This window comes from Chryseobacterium indologenes (assembly GCA_016025055.1).
In the GTDB taxonomy this organism is placed as follows: domain Bacteria; phylum Bacteroidota; class Bacteroidia; order Flavobacteriales; family Weeksellaceae; genus Chryseobacterium; species Chryseobacterium indologenes.
In genome coordinates this window covers 3,409,166-3,423,628 of record CP065590.1, presented here as the reverse complement: position 1 = coordinate 3,423,628, position 14,463 = coordinate 3,409,166, and the positions used below count along the sequence as shown (strand labels likewise).

Annotated in this window: 11 protein-coding genes and 1 pseudogene; 6 read left to right on the top strand and 6 right to left on the bottom strand. The window is 36.9% G+C overall.

All coding sequences use genetic code 11. The features are described 5' to 3' along the window. Window positions 1-72: 72 nt before the first annotated feature. Window positions 73-1,086 carry a glycosyl hydrolase gene (locus H3Z85_15725; protein QPQ50831.1) on the bottom strand — a complete coding sequence of 338 codons (1,014 nt, stop codon included), beginning with the start codon at window positions 1,084-1,086 and terminating at the stop codon, window positions 73-75. Window positions 1,087-1,127: 41 nt separating this feature from the next. Beyond that, the gene (locus H3Z85_15720; GenBank protein ID QPQ50830.1) at window positions 1,128-2,645 is read right to left on the bottom strand and encodes an amino acid permease; all 1,518 of its coding nucleotides are present in this window, start codon (window positions 2,643-2,645) and stop codon (window positions 1,128-1,130) included. 164 nt (window positions 2,646-2,809) lie between these two features. On the opposite strand from H3Z85_15720, the gene H3Z85_15715 reads away from it, so the two are divergent. The 5 genes and pseudogenes from H3Z85_15715 to H3Z85_15695 all read left to right on the top strand — a co-directional run bounded on the left by H3Z85_15715 (window position 2,810) and on the right by H3Z85_15695 (window position 8,823). Continuing rightward, on the top strand, window positions 2,810-3,454 hold the full coding sequence (locus tag H3Z85_15715) for a nicotinamide mononucleotide transporter (GenBank protein QPQ50829.1): 645 nt from the start codon (window positions 2,810-2,812) through the stop codon (window positions 3,452-3,454). A gap of 21 nt (window positions 3,455-3,475) precedes the next feature. Next, window positions 3,476-4,168, top strand: a complete 693-nt coding sequence (locus tag H3Z85_15710; GenBank protein QPQ50828.1) for a hypothetical protein — start codon at window positions 3,476-3,478, stop codon at window positions 4,166-4,168. A 92-nt stretch (window positions 4,169-4,260) separates the two neighbouring features. Further along, on the top strand, window positions 4,261-5,028 hold the full coding sequence (locus H3Z85_15705) for a diaminopimelate epimerase (protein ID QPQ50827.1): 768 nt from the start codon (window positions 4,261-4,263) through the stop codon (window positions 5,026-5,028). A 29-nt stretch (window positions 5,029-5,057) separates the two neighbouring features. Further along, window positions 5,058-6,081, top strand: a pseudogene (gene mltG, locus H3Z85_15700) (endolytic transglycosylase MltG). A gap of 132 nt (window positions 6,082-6,213) precedes the next feature. Further along, on the top strand, window positions 6,214-8,823 hold the full coding sequence (locus H3Z85_15695; GenBank protein QPQ50826.1) for a TonB-dependent receptor: 2,610 nt from the start codon (window positions 6,214-6,216) through the stop codon (window positions 8,821-8,823). A gap of 50 nt (window positions 8,824-8,873) precedes the next feature. Here the strand turns inward: H3Z85_15695 and H3Z85_15690 are convergent, their stop codons facing one another. The 4 genes from H3Z85_15690 to H3Z85_15675 all read right to left on the bottom strand — a co-directional run bounded on the left by H3Z85_15690 (window position 8,874) and on the right by H3Z85_15675 (window position 12,702). After that, window positions 8,874-9,326, bottom strand: coding sequence for an adenylyltransferase/cytidyltransferase family protein (locus H3Z85_15690; GenBank protein ID QPQ50825.1), 453 nt, complete (start codon window positions 9,324-9,326; stop codon window positions 8,874-8,876). 12 nt (window positions 9,327-9,338) lie between these two features. Then, entirely contained in the window at window positions 9,339-10,103 is a 765-nt protein-coding gene (locus H3Z85_15685; GenBank protein ID QPQ50824.1) for a methyltransferase domain-containing protein, read from the bottom strand. Between the two features lie 12 nt (window positions 10,104-10,115). After that, window positions 10,116-11,135 carry a UDP-glucose 4-epimerase GalE gene (galE, locus tag H3Z85_15680; protein ID QPQ53919.1) on the bottom strand — a complete coding sequence of 340 codons (1,020 nt, stop codon included), beginning with the start codon at window positions 11,133-11,135 and terminating at the stop codon, window positions 10,116-10,118. Window positions 11,136-11,577: 442 nt separating this feature from the next. Beyond that, a complete protein-coding gene (locus tag H3Z85_15675; protein QPQ50823.1) occupies window positions 11,578-12,702 on the bottom strand; it encodes a DegT/DnrJ/EryC1/StrS family aminotransferase in 1,125 nt (374 codons plus the stop codon). 88 nt (window positions 12,703-12,790) lie between these two features. Here H3Z85_15675 and H3Z85_15670 point away from each other — a divergent pair, with 88 nt between their 5' ends. Then, window positions 12,791-14,395, top strand: coding sequence for a S8 family peptidase (locus H3Z85_15670; protein ID QPQ50822.1), 1,605 nt, complete (start codon window positions 12,791-12,793; stop codon window positions 14,393-14,395). Window positions 14,396-14,463: the final 68 nt, after the last annotated feature.

The window sequence follows — 14,463 nt, the reverse complement described above, 5'->3', positions numbered from 1 at the left end:
CTATTTTATAATGAATCTAAATACGCCGTATCGGGGCATTGGTGTAATAATGATAAATTCTATTCGTTATATTTAAAATTTTAATTTCAAGAGTACTATCCTGTTATTGCCGGCAGCTACTACCCTATTTCCATCCACCCATTGCCCAACGAAAAGTCCTTTTTCATCAGAAATTTTCTTCCATGTTTTTCCAAAGTCTGAAGAATAGCTGATGTGCCGGTCTCCTAGGGCAATCATTTCTTTCCCTTTCGAGCCCGGTTTTATTTTCACACAAGTTGTATACCCTGCATTTTGTCCTGAAGCCTGTATCTGCCATGTTTTCCCGCCATCATAGGTTGTAGCGATATTATCAATATTTGCATCCTGTTTGGTGTAATCTCCTCCTACGGCAACTCCAAACTGGTCATTATAAAAGTCTATTGAATACATTCCCTGTGAAGATTCGCCCTGAACAAAAGGAGTTGTGAAAATTTCGAATTTTTCATTTTTAAAATCCAGCCTTAGAATTCTTGATGCTTTTCCACCTGTCGCAATCCACATATAATTTCTGGAGGATGAGATATTGGTATTACTTGCTGCAAAAGCGGCTTCACCCGGATTTAAGACAACATCATTTTTCAACATTCCCCATTTTCCGTCTTTATATACGGCCAGTTTCAGTATATTATCCTTATCAGCATCACTGAAAGTATAAGCTAATTTATCATTGACAAAATGCAGTGCATCGTAAAACGCCGTTTTTGCCGTATCTGTATACACAATTTCAGAGGTCAGATCTTTTTTACTGATTTTAAAAAAACGAGCGGGACTTTCAATATTAATGGTATAAAAATCAGTTTTATCCTGTCCCAACGTTCTGAACTGAAGTTTATCTGGTGATAATGTAATCTGTTTCTGATTCTTAGTATCTTTTATATCTACAAATCCAAACTTAGAATCGGTTCCGCTATACCACACTTTATGGTCATACAGTTCCAGTGCACGAATGCTTATTTTATCATTTAAAAGAGTTTCAACACTTTCTATTTGTTGAGAAAATGTACAGATTCCTGCGGACAGAAATACCAGGGAAAATATTTTTTTCATAGTGATAGGGCTAAAAAAAACCGCCGAAGCGGTTTATATTATTATTTTTCGTCCTGATATTTTTCAGGATTGTTAAGTTTACTGTTTCTTTTTCCGTAAGCGAAATATACAACACCACCTAACAACAACCAAGCTCCTGAAAGCTCTTTTGCGTGATCACTTAAGTTGTATATTAAGTATAGATTGATAATCACTCCCAAAGCTACTACCAGCTTGTAAGCAGGTACTTTAAAAGGTCTGATTAAAGTAGGTTCTTTCTTTCTCATCACCCAAACGGCGATACAAACCAGGGTAAACGCAAACAAAGTTCCAAAGCTGGTCATATCGGCTAATGTTGAAATTGGAGTAAGGGCAGCAATAAGTGCTACCACTATTCCCAGAAGAATAATTCCTTTGTAAGGCGTTCTTGTTTTTGGATGAAGTTCACCGAAGAATCTTGGAATTAACCCATCTTTTGCCATTCCGATGAAGATTCTTGACTGCCCCATCATCATTACCATTACTACAGAGATCAATCCTACGGTAGCTGCAATGGTTACAATATTACTTGCCCAGTGTTTTCCGGCGATTTCAAATGCATAGGCAACCGGTGCTTTAATTGCATCAGGATATTTTCCTTCAGGATCAAAATCAGAATAATGCATCATCCCTGTCAATACAAGAGATACACAAATATATAAAGCCGTACAGATCAATAATGAAGCGATAATGGCAAAAGGCACATCTTTCTTAGGGTTGATCGCTTCTCCAGCCTGTGTAGATACAGCATCAAAACCAATATAAGCAAAGAAAATGGCTGCTGCTCCGGAAATAATTCCCTGAATACCATAGGCTGAAACCATATCACCTTCAGAGTTTTTAATTTTTATCTGATCCGGAATGAAAGGTTTCCAGTTTTTAACTCCGTCAACCGCATTATAAAGGTCATTATTAGAAAATATGATGTAAACACCTGCTATGATCACAAAAATAACAGCAGAAGTTTTCATTAAAACGATCAGGTTATTTGCTCCTGCAGCTTCTTTAGTTCCTTTTACCAACAATGCAGTAATTAATAATACAAGAATAAATGCAGGCAGGTTCATCGAAAAACCTTCCCCTGTATAACTTGCAGGATCTGAAGTGAGATAAGCAGGCAAATGAATGTTAAAGATCTTCAAAAACTTATTAAAATATCCGGACCAGCTCACCGAAACAGCCATACTGGCCATCGCATACTCGAGGATGAGACACCACCCCATGGCCCAGGCGAAAATTTCACCTACCGTACCATAAGCGTAAGCATATGCAGAACCTTCAACAGGGATAATAGATGCAAATTCCGCATAACATAATGCTGCAAAAACACAGGCAAGACCTGCTATAATAAAAGAGATTGCCAGTGCCGGCCCGGCATGATAATAGGCTCCGGTTCCGGTAAGAACAAAGATTCCACCACCAATGATAGCACCTACTCCAATTGCTGTTAAACTCCATTTTCCAAGGACTTTTTTCAGCTCACTTTTCTTCATATCTGCCTCATAGGCACTTAGTGGCTTCTTAACCCAAATTTTCGACATGTTTTTTTATTTATTAAGGATTCACGAAAATATAAAAAATTTAGGAACTCTCACGTTTATCGTTAAACTTTCATGATTTATTTTACATTAATGTCTTAAAAACCCAAACAACACATTATTTAATCCATTTTAAAAAGTCCTTATTTTTGCTTATTTTTGATCGCATGAATTTATATGAACTTTTTGTAAAGCCTTATGAAAGCTACGATTCTTTACAAATCGCACTGGAAACGGCAGGTGCTATTTTCGGAACATTGAGCGTATATTTTTCCATTAAGAAAAATATATGGGTCTACCCTACCGGCATTATTTCTACCCTGATCTATGTATATATTCTCTTCAACTTCGGATTGCTCGGAGATTGTCTGATTAATGTATACTATACAATAATGAGTATCTATGGCTGGATTTTATGGGCAAAAAATTCAGAAGATCATGTGCATGTGGACGTTACATGGGCCACCAGAAAAGAATGGGTTTTTGCAAGTTTTCTTTTTGTCTTTAGCCTGGCATTTGTCACTTTTATTTATTATTGCAAACCTTATATTGATAATATGGAAGGAGCTAGTTTCGGATTATATCATCTCGACTGGGCCAATTGGATGGATATTTTTACCACATCCATATTTTTAGTAGGAATGTGGTTTATGGCCAAACAACGCATTGAGAACTGGATTTTCTGGATTATCGGAGATCTTATTTGTATCCCTATGATGATTTTTAAGGGTCTTGGAATCACTTCGGTTCAATATTTGGTATTTACTATAATGGCTATCTTAGGATATCTAAATTGGAAAAAAAAGTTTTAAAGAAAAAAGTACAATAAAGTCATGAAAAATTTATTAAAAATAGCGTTCAGTATTATAGCTATTAGTAGTTTAACATCTTGTATGGCCTATTCGGATGGCTATGGATACAATGGAGGTTATGGTGATTCATATTATAATAATGGATATTATTATGCACCTTCCGGATATTATGGAAGTGGCGGATACTGGGGAAATGACGGCTATTATTATAGAAACAATATTAATTATTACTACGATAACGGAGCTCCGTATTACTACTACAATTATAACAACTCCAGAAGGAAGGTATATGTAGAAAGAAGATCGGGATCAGGAACTTCAAGACCTGACGGTTTCAGAGGTCAGACCAACAGTGGTAGTGGTTTTTATAATAACGGAGGCAGCAACAATGGTAGTGGCTTCTACAACAAAAATAATAACAGTAGCAGAAACAACAGCAACAGCGGAGGTTTCAGAAACCAAAACAACAGCGGTTACCAGAACAACCAGGGAAATCAAAACAGCGGAGGCTTCAGACAAGGTAGTGGTTTTCAAAACAATCAAAGAAGCACAAACTCGAACAACGGAGGTTTCAGAAATGAAAGCAGCAGTAACAGCAACAGCAGTTACCGTTCAGAATCTTCGAGCGGTAGTGGATTCAGAAGTGGATCAAGCGGATCAACGAGTTCAGGTAGCTCAGGCGGTTCAGAAAGAAATACCGGTGGTTTTAGATAAAACGATTATAAATAAGGAAACGAACAGTTAACACTGTTCGTTTTTCATTTTAAATATACTAATTTTGTTTCTTCATTTAAGACAAAAACAATATGGAATTTTATAAATATCAGGGAACGGGAAATGACTTCGTGATGGTAGATAACCGTGACCTTCAGTTTCCTAAAGACAAGAAAATCATTGAAAAATTGTGCGACAGACGTTTTGGAATAGGTGCCGACGGGCTTATTCTGCTGGAAAATGATCCTGATTATGATTTTAAGATGGTGTATTACAATTCTGACGGCGGTGAGAGTACGATGTGTGGAAACGGAGGAAGATGTCTTGTCGCATTTGCTTTCTTCCTGGATATATTCGAAGACCGATGCAAATTCATAGCAATAGACGGAGAGCATGAGGCAGAAATTCACAACGGAATTATCAAACTGAAAATGATTGATGTAGAAACTGTTTCTCATGACGGAAATGATTCCGTTCTTAATACCGGTTCTCCGCATTACGTAAAGTATGTAGATAAGCTGGCTGACTATGATGTGTATGATAATGGCTACGGGATCAGAAATTCAGAAAATTATAAAGAAAACGGGATCAATGTGAACTTTGTGGAAAAAATTTCTGAAAATGAAATTTTTGTAAGAACCTATGAACGAGGCGTTGAGGACGAAACTTACAGCTGTGGAACAGGAGTTACAGCTTCTGCTTTAACTTTTCTACAAAATGACAATCTAACCTCTGTAAAAGTTAAAACTTTAGGCGGCAACCTTAAAGTGTATGCTGAAAAAAATGGAGATTCATTTCACAACATTTGGCTTGAGGGTCCGGCGAAGCAAGTTTTTAGAGGTAAAGTAGATCTTCTTTAAAAACAAAACTTTTAATCAATAGTATAAGAATGAAAAAAGCAATTCTCATTGTTATTCTGCTTGTCTTTGTGGTGGCAGGATTTTTTGGTTTGAGATTTTATAATAAATATTACGGAAGCAATGTAGAAAAAGAAGGCTACGTGTTGATTTCTCATAAAGCAGACTTCAAACAGATCATGGATTCTATAGCTCCTTATATCAAAGACATTGAGTCTTTTGAAGCAGTAGCTAAGGATAAAGGTCTTGATGCTCATTTTAAAGCGGGCCGATATCATATCCAGAGTGGTAAGGGAAATACAGATCTGATCAATATGATTAAAGCCGGTAATCAAACGCCTAATTCCTTCAGAATCGGTGATTTCGGAGATATGTACCAGATGATTGGTAAAGTGACCAGAAAAACAGAATTGGATTCTTTACATTTTGTGAAAGATCTGGACGGAATTGCACAGGAGAAAGGATATAAAAATGCTGAAGATTTAAAAAATATTTTTTCATTGATACTTATAATTTTTTCTGGACGGTAAGCCCGAGAGAATTTTTTGCAAAGTTTGATGATCAGTACAATGAATTCTGGACCAGTGAAAGAAAAAATAAAGAGCAAGGGTCTGGATTGACAAGAGATCAGATTTACGCGCTTGCCTCTATTGTCTATAAAGAATCAGGAGGAAAAAAGATGAAATGAAAACGATTGCAGGATTATACCTGAACCGATACAGAAAAGGAATGAAACTCCAGTCTGATCCTACGGTAATCTATGCGATCAATAAGGAGACTAATTTTAAAGAACCTATTAAAAGAGTATTATATAAGCATCTGTCTACCCCATCTCCATACAATACCTATGCAAATGCAGGAATCCCTCCGGGACCGATTTGTGTGGTGGATAAAAATTCGGTAGATGCTGTTTTAAATGCAGAAAACAATAATTATATATTTATGTGTGCCGATCCTGCCAGATTTGGATATCACAAGTTTACAGCAAGTGCGGAAGAACACGCTGTGAATGCTAAGGCCTATCAGGACTGGCTCAACTCAAAAAATATAAAATAGGCTCAGCAAGCACCTGAAATTTTATACAGTTAGAAAAATAATAAAGAATCATAATATTTTATAAATCAACTCACTGAAGATTTTTAAAATATTAGGGTTATCCCTTCACGATTTTATACAAAAAAATAACCTATGAAGAATAAGACAGAAATTGTCAATATTTTCACCAGAAAAACCTTAGGACTTACGTTAGTACTTTCTGCAGCGGCAATGGCTTTTGCGCAAGAAAAAGCAGGAATCACAGGAACTATTGTCAATAAGAAAAACCAGCCTGTACCCTATGCTTCTGTCACTTTCAGTAACAAAGCAAACAAATCTTTAAGTGATGCGATATTAACTGACGAAAAAGGACAGTATAAACTGCAGCTTGCTCCAGGAGAATACGACATCACCGTAGAAGCTATTGATTACAAAAAAAACGTAGTCAGCAAAAATATTACGACCAACGGAAATATCGGGGCTTTATCCATAGAACCTGAGGCCACTACAACCATGGATGGTAAAACACAGGAACTGCAGGGAGTGGTGATCACTGCTTCGGCAACAAAGCCTTATAAAGTGGAGCTTGACAAAAAGACTTATGACCCATCACAGGATATTGTAAGTAAAGGAGGTAGCCTGCAGGATGTTTTAACCAATGTGCCTTCTGTTTCTGTAGATACCGACGGAACGGTTTCTATGAGAGGCAGCACCAATGTGAAGTTTTTGATCAATGGAAAACCTTCTTCCCTGCTGGGAATTGATGACGGAGCCAACGCATTGCAAAGTATTCCCGCGGATCAGATTGAAAGAATAGAAGTTATCACCAACCCATCCTCAAAGTTTGAAGCAAGCGGAACTTCAGGTATTTTGAATATCATTCTTAAAAAGAATAAAAAAATAGGGTTTAACGGTAGCGTGGTCGGCACTTTGGGATATTTTCCGAGAACTGCGCTAAATACGAATTTAAGCTGGAGAAAAAACAACTGGACATGGTTCTTGAACGGTGGCGGTGGCTATACGGAAAACAGAACAAAAAATAATTCTGAAACAACCTATCACAGTCTCGCTTATCCTGATATTATAAAAGGAGAACAACCGAACGATGTACCGGTACATCAACTTCAAAACTCCACCAATAAAACTTACAATAAAAATTACAACGTAAGCGCAGGATTTGTATATGACCTTTCCGATAAAACATCCATCAATTTAACCGGATTGGTAAGAACTTTTGAGGGAGACGGCAATGAGCTTCTGGACACTTATGACAGCTTCTACAGGTTTTACAGAGATAATCCTGCAGACCTTCAGACTACAGCCGGAAAATGGAGTCTTCTTAACCCTCACGGACTAAGGGACTCTAAGAGCTTATTCAATAATCTTGCCTTCCAGGGGGATGTGGGATTAGATCATAAATTTGATGACAAAGGACAGAATTTATCCGTTTCACTAAGTTTACAGAGAAACAGAAGTAATAACAGCGCCAATATCCTTGAAACGAATGATCTGCGTCCTGATGTACTGGATATTACCAGAAGACATTCTGTAAGCAAGACCATCATTGGAAAAGCAGATTATGAATTGCCGATAGGAGAAAATTCAAAACTTGAGGCGGGATACAGATTGGATGTAAATGATAACACTTATGATAATTTCGTAAGCAGCACTTCCAATAACAAATACATTCCTGATTATAATAACAACACGGATTACCGTGAGATTTTCAATGCCTTTTATCTTCAGTTCAGGAGTAAAATCGGCAACTTTGGTTATCAGTTAGGATTAAGGGATGAGCTTTCTAATGTGAAGATCAATTATGCCAATCAGAATCCGAATACACCGGCTATAGATAAAACGAAAAACTACAATAATTTGTTTCCGAGTGTATTCTTAAGCTATGATATATCCAAGAACAATCAGATTTTAGTAAATTATTCCCGAAGAATTGACAGGCCAAGATCATTCTTTATGGTTCCTTTCCCGAACTACAGCAACAGCCAGAATATTTTTGAAGGAAATATTGACCTGAACCCATCGTATGTGGATTCTTATGAGGTAGGCTATAACATCACCAGAAAGAAGTTTACGATCAATCCTACTTTATATTACAGACATGCTACTGATGACACCAAAATGTTGGTATACAGGCCAGACGAAAGCATGAGTGTATTCTATACCAAACCGATTAACCTTGGAAACGACGATCGATATGGTTTGGACCTCAACTTTACCTATGATCCTTTTGCATGGTTAAAAATAATGGGGAGCTTAGATATGTTCGGATATAAAACTACCGGAATCGCCTATTATGATGCAACAGATGTAAACGGTGTTAAAAAAACAGGATCTATGGACTTCACGGGAAGCGGTTTTTCTACAAGAGCACGTCTTAATACAACGTTTAAACTTGATAAAACGTTAAGTGTGCAGCTGCAAGGATTCTACAGAGGGGCACAAAAATCTGCTAACCAGAATACCCAGGACATGTATGCGTTGAATTTCGGAGCCTCAAAAACAATTTGGAAGGGCGACGGAACGATATCTTTCAATATCCAGGATATCTTCAATACCAGAAGCAGAGAAGTATTTAGCTTCAACAGTGACTATACCCGTAGAAACTACATGCAATGGCAGCCAAGACAATTCTCTATTTCCCTGACATACAGATTTAAACAAGGAGAAAAAATAGAGCAGCCGAAGAAGAAAAAAGATATCAATTCCAATGAAACAGGTGACGACCAACAGGGTGGTCCCATGTAATTCAAAAAATAAAAATCCCGAAAATTGTTTTTCGGGATTTTTTTATCTGTTTACTTTACAGGTTCAGGCTTGGAGTATTTGTCCTTCTCTGCTTCATAAATTCTTCTTCTCAGATCACTGGTAGAAAACCTGTGGTCTCTTTTGTTATAAAAAATTTCTATTCCTTTTTCTTCACAGTATTTCTTTCCTGTAAAGTCTCTGTCCAGATAATCGTCTCCTATAATTCTTACGTCAATTACAAAAGATTTCAGAATGTCTAAAAGATCTTCTTCTGTGTAATAAGGAATAATTTCGTCTACCGCATTTACAGCTTTCAGCTGGATGTAGCGTTCAACAATCGTCTGGCTCGGTTTGTTCTTATTCGGGCGATCGTGAGAGGGGTCAATCTGAAGTCCTACGATCAAATAATCGCAAACTGTTTTAGCTTCTTCAAGCATTTTAATATGCCCGGCGTGTAATAAATCAAATGAGGAAAATGTAATACCTATTCTTTGTGTCTTCATATTAATATTAAATTAAAATTTCGCTGAAATAAACGTTCTTTTAAAGGGATAAAAAACCGGTGATTCAGGAAAGCTGTTTTGTAATTGTTGTTTATAATCGTTTTTAAATTGCTCTTTCAAATCATCAGGAAGATTTTCAATATATGGAATCATTGCTGTTCCTGAAGCCCATGTATATACTGCTGCGGCATCCTCAAGAACATGAGGGAATACTTTTTCAAATACCGTGATTTCTCTTCCTTTGTTGTCGAATAATATTCGGGCATAGTCCTCGACTTTTAAAACAGTATATTCTCTTTCCCAGGAGTTATAAGCTGTTTTATAAGGTTCTGTTCCAGCAATTTTTCTTAATAACTGGTGTACGATATATTCGTGATTGGATGGGATCTGTACGGCCAATTGCCCGCCAGGTTTAATTTTACTGATAATTCTTGGAAAAAGCTCTTTGTGGTTACTACACCACTGAATGGCTGCATTGGAAATAATAAGATCATAGGTATCACCCATATGAAGTTGTTCTTCGATACTTCTTTTGTCAAAATGCAGTCTGCTTGTTGCAAAGTGAGCTGCTTTTTCAAGCATTTCTTCAGAAGAGTCAATTCCCAATACTTTAGAATCTTCAAGATAGTCCAAAAGCTTTGAGGTCAGTTCGCCGGTTCCGCATCCTAAGTCGATCACAGATAAGCCGGTCTTTGACTCTACAAGCTTCAATAAATCAAAGAATGGCGCCGAACGCTCTTCTTTAAACTGGTCATATACTTCCGGATTCCAAGCCATAGTTTCTGTATTTTAATTTCTGGTCTTCAGGTACTTCTGCCACTCCCAAACGGTCCTTAGAGATTCTTCCAAAGATGTTTCTGACTTCCATCCCAGTTCTTTTTCCGCTTTCTCAGGATTGGCATACGCCACAATAACATCTCCCTCTCTTCTGGGACAAATCTGATAAGGAACTTCTACATTATTTGCTTTTTCAAAAGCTTTTACCACTTCCAAAACAGAAGATCCTTTCCCTGTTCCCAGATTATAAATATCGACCACAGTATCTGCCGACTGATCTTCTATCAGTTTTTTCAAAGCAGCTACGTGAGCCTTTGCCAGGTCTACTACATAGATATAATCACGAATCGCGGTACCGTCTTCTGTAGGATAATCATCTCCCCAGATATTCAATTGCTCGCGAATTCCTGCAGCAGTTTGCATCACGTAAGGTACTAAATTATTTGGAACACCAATTGGTAATTCTCCTATTTTTCCCGACGCATGTGCTCCGATGGGATTAAAATATCTTAATAAAGAAATTTTACTCTTATAAGCTTTTGCAAAATCAATTAAGATTTCTTCCCCCATTTGCTTTGTTTTTCCATAAACACTTTCCGGTAATTTCAAAGGTGTATTTTCATCTATAGGCATTTTGTCAGCCTGCCCATAGACGGTACAGGATGAACTGAAAATAAAGTTTGAAATTTCTCTTTCTTTAAACTCCTGAAGGATATTGATCAGAGAAAACAAATTATTTTCATAGTAATCTACAGGAATTACCTGGCTCTCTCCTACTGCTTTCGAAGCAGCAAAGTTAATACAACCATCAATGTTGTGGGCTTCAAAAACCTGAGTAAGAAGCTCTCTTCTTTTTAAATCGAAGGGATAAAAAACAGGCTTTTTGCCTGTAATTTCCTCGATATTATTTAAAATAAATCTTTCTGAATTAGATAAATCATCTACAATAACTACTTCAAAGTCATTGTTCATTAACTCTACTACAGTGTGAGAACCGATATATCCAAGTCCTCCGGTAACAAGTATTACCATTTTTTTATTCTTCATGTTTTCCTATAAATTCGATATTTCCATATCGTTCTTTGTACCTGAATTTATTAAATAGTACCATTATTAAAGTAATTATAAATATATACATCCAACAATTGTTACATCATTTAATGAAGGAGTGCTTGCTTCAGTAGGATCTCTTCCCTTTAATATAAGAGAAAATAAAAATAAGAGAGAACTGTTAAAGCACATTCAATATAAATATACTTTTTGAAGATTTTAGTAAAACCATTATTAATCTTATACAGCTTAATAAATAAAACCTAATAAAGCTATTGCAGAATATCCTCCGACAAAAACGTCTCCCTCACTTTTAAAAAGAATATATACATCAAAAGTTGCAAAACCCGTCATGATAAGTATTAAAAAACTTAACACTAATACAATAGCTCTTACAGCTCCAAATTTAAATATTCTTTTTTCATTATCCCATAAACTCAAGCACTGCATCCGTAATATACTTCAGCTGCTCTTCGTCAAGTTCTGTATGCATCGGTAAAGAAATTACCTGATCCAAAAGCTTATCCGTATTCACGAAATCTGCATCATTACTTTCCTGGAAGTAAGCTTTTTGCTTTCTTAAAGCTACCGGATAATAAATCATCGCAGGAATTTCTTTTTCAGTTAAGAATTTCTGTAGTTCATTACGTTTCCCGTTAAGAATTCTTAAGGTATACTGGTGAAATACATGGGTAGAATTTTCAGCTCTTTTGGGAGTAAGGATATTCGGGTTTCCTGCAAACGCCTCGTCATAGAAATCTGCTGCTTTTCTTCTTGCTTCATTATAAGAATCCAGGTGAGGAAGTTTTTTTCTTAAAACTGCTGCCTGAATACTGTCTAAACGGGAATTCACTCCTACCTCATCATGGTAGTATCTTTCATACATTCCATGGTTTACAATTCCTCTCAAACGGTGAGCCAGCTCATCGTTGTTGGTAAAAATAGCTCCACCATCTCCATAACATCCTAAGTTTTTGGATGGAAAGAAAGAAGTTGTTCCTACCGTAGACATTGTTCCTGCCTGTTTTACCTCTCCGTTAGAAAATGTATACTCTGAACCGATCGCCTGAGCATTGTCTTCGATAACGTATAAATTATTCTCTTCCGCGATTTTCAAAATCTCTTCCATATTGGCACACTGTCCGAATATGTGTACCGGAATGATCGCTTTTGTTCTTGGAGTGATTGCTTTTTTAATCTGCTCAGTAGAAATCGTGAAGGTATCATAGTCTACGTCCACCAAAACCGATTTCAGTTTAAGAAGGTGAATTACTTCTACCGTTGCAGCAAAAGTAAAATCAGCCGTAATGATTTCATCTCCCTCTTTAAGGTCCAAAGCCATCAGGGCAATCTGTAATGCATCTGTACCATTGGCACATGGGATCACATGTTTTACGTCTAAATAAGACTCCAATTCATTCTGGAAAGACTTTACTTCAGGGCCGTTAATAAAAGCTGCCGAATCCATTACATTTAAAACTGCATTGTCTACATCATTCTTTATTTTGTAATACTGACTTTGCAAGTCAACCATCTGAATCTTTTTCATATAATAAATATTTCTGTAAAAATAAGGAATTTAAAATCCTATCAAAAATTTTATTGATTTTGTTTTTATCTTTATACAAAATAATACTATGAAAAAAATTTTATTGTTTTGTATCTTAACAGGTTACTCCAGTGCATTTGCTCAAACTGAACTTGTTTTTGTCTATTTTAAAGATAAACCGAATAAAGCAGCCTTCTTTGCCAACCCTCTTTCAGAGCTGACGCAAAAGTCCCTCAACAGACGACTGACACTGGGAATTTCTTTAAATGACCAGGATGCCCCTATCGAACAATCTTATATTCAGAATCTCCAGAATTTAGGCTTTACCGTTACCGACTACTCAAAATGGCTCAATGGTGCTGCTGTAAACGCAACTCCTGCCCAGATTACTCTTTTGCAGACCCAACCCTTTGTATTGTCTGTAGAAAGTTTTGCCAGAAATGCATCAACCACAGTCAAACAGCTTCCTTCTCACAAGTGGGATGATCAGGCAACTTCCAATAAAATACTGACAAATTTCAATTATGGTTCCGGTTCCGCACAGATTGACCAGGTTAATATAAGGCCGCTCCATATAGCAGGTTTTACAGGAACCGGAATTTCCATTGCCGTGATCGATTCCGGATTTCCGACAGTAAATACCGGAGCTGCCTTTTCAAAAATATGGAATAACAATCAGATCAAAGCAGGCTATGATTTTGTAACAAAAACCGGTGATATTTACAATACCACTTTAAATTCTCATGGTACTGCGATTTTAGGAGCTATTGGAGGCTATCTTGAAAATATTTTCGTAGGTTCTGCTCCTGACGCTGATTTTTATCTTTACCGAACGGAAAACGCAGCCGTAGAAATTCCAGAAGAAGAACTATACTGGATTGAAGCTGCAGAGGAAGCCGATCGAAAAGGGGTCGAGATCATCACCTCATCACTGGGATATCATGTTTTTGATGACTCAAAGTACAATTATACGTATGCAGATATGAACGGAAGCATCTCTTTTATCGCCCGTGCTGCCGGGATTGCTGCTGAAAAAGGGATTTTCGTACTTGCAGCAGCCGGAAATTCAGGAGATAAACCTTGGCATTACCTTTTGACACCTTCTGACAATACGAATGTATTTTCTATCGGAGGAGTAGATTCTACAGGAAATTCTTCAGTTTTTTCTTCTTTCGGACCGAATTCCGCGGGGGTCATAAAACCTGATGGAAGTGCACAGGGAACGAACACTACGACTGTTTTCGATAACGCCACTATAACAGTGAACGGAACTTCTATTGCAACACCCATCGCTGCCGGAGGAGTGGCTTGCTTTATCCAGGCTTTTCCGAATATGAACAGAGAGCAGATCAGAACAAAATTAAGACAAACCGCTTCACTCTATCCTAATCACACGGATCAAATGGGATATGGAATTCTTAATTTTGGCAGTATTTACAATGCTGTGCTGGGTACTTCCGAATCTTCGAAAAAAGAGATATTGAAAATTTATCCCAATCCTGTCAAAAACATTCTCCATATAGTATCTAAAGATGAAATACAATCATTGGAAATATATGATAACCTGGGAAGGCTGATCCAAAAAAACAATCAACAAAAAAGCGTAAACGTGGAGGGTTTTGCAAAGGGAACCTATTATTTGAAACTCCGGACAAAAAATAAAACGATTTACGAAAAACTCATCAAAGATTAATTTTTATCAAAAAACATCATATATTTTTTTGGTTAAAGACAATGGACGCCGTTTATAATAAAGAACGG

What these genes read in the sequence shown, in the direction of transcription:
- H3Z85_15725 (QPQ50831.1), bottom strand. Translation starts at nt 1,086, where the DNA reads ATGAAAAAAATATTTTCCCTGGTATTTCTGTCCGCAGGAATCTGTACA.
- H3Z85_15720 (QPQ50830.1), bottom strand. Translation starts at nt 2,645, where the DNA reads ATGTCGAAAATTTGGGTTAAGAAGCCACTAAGTGCCTATGAGGCAGAT.
- H3Z85_15715 (QPQ50829.1), top strand. Translation starts at nt 2,810, where the DNA reads ATGAATTTATATGAACTTTTTGTAAAGCCTTATGAAAGCTACGATTCT.
- H3Z85_15710 (QPQ50828.1), top strand. Translation starts at nt 3,476, where the DNA reads ATGAAAAATTTATTAAAAATAGCGTTCAGTATTATAGCTATTAGTAGT.
- H3Z85_15705 (QPQ50827.1), top strand. Translation starts at nt 4,261, where the DNA reads ATGGAATTTTATAAATATCAGGGAACGGGAAATGACTTCGTGATGGTA.
- H3Z85_15695 (QPQ50826.1), top strand. Translation starts at nt 6,214, where the DNA reads ATGAAGAATAAGACAGAAATTGTCAATATTTTCACCAGAAAAACCTTA.
- H3Z85_15690 (QPQ50825.1), bottom strand. Translation starts at nt 9,326, where the DNA reads ATGAAGACACAAAGAATAGGTATTACATTTTCCTCATTTGATTTATTA.
- H3Z85_15685 (QPQ50824.1), bottom strand. Translation starts at nt 10,103, where the DNA reads ATGGCTTGGAATCCGGAAGTATATGACCAGTTTAAAGAAGAGCGTTCG.
- galE (QPQ53919.1), bottom strand. Translation starts at nt 11,135, where the DNA reads ATGGTAATACTTGTTACCGGAGGACTTGGATATATCGGTTCTCACACT.
- H3Z85_15675 (QPQ50823.1), bottom strand. Translation starts at nt 12,702, where the DNA reads ATGAAAAAGATTCAGATGGTTGACTTGCAAAGTCAGTATTACAAAATA.
- H3Z85_15670 (QPQ50822.1), top strand. Translation starts at nt 12,791, where the DNA reads ATGAAAAAAATTTTATTGTTTTGTATCTTAACAGGTTACTCCAGTGCA.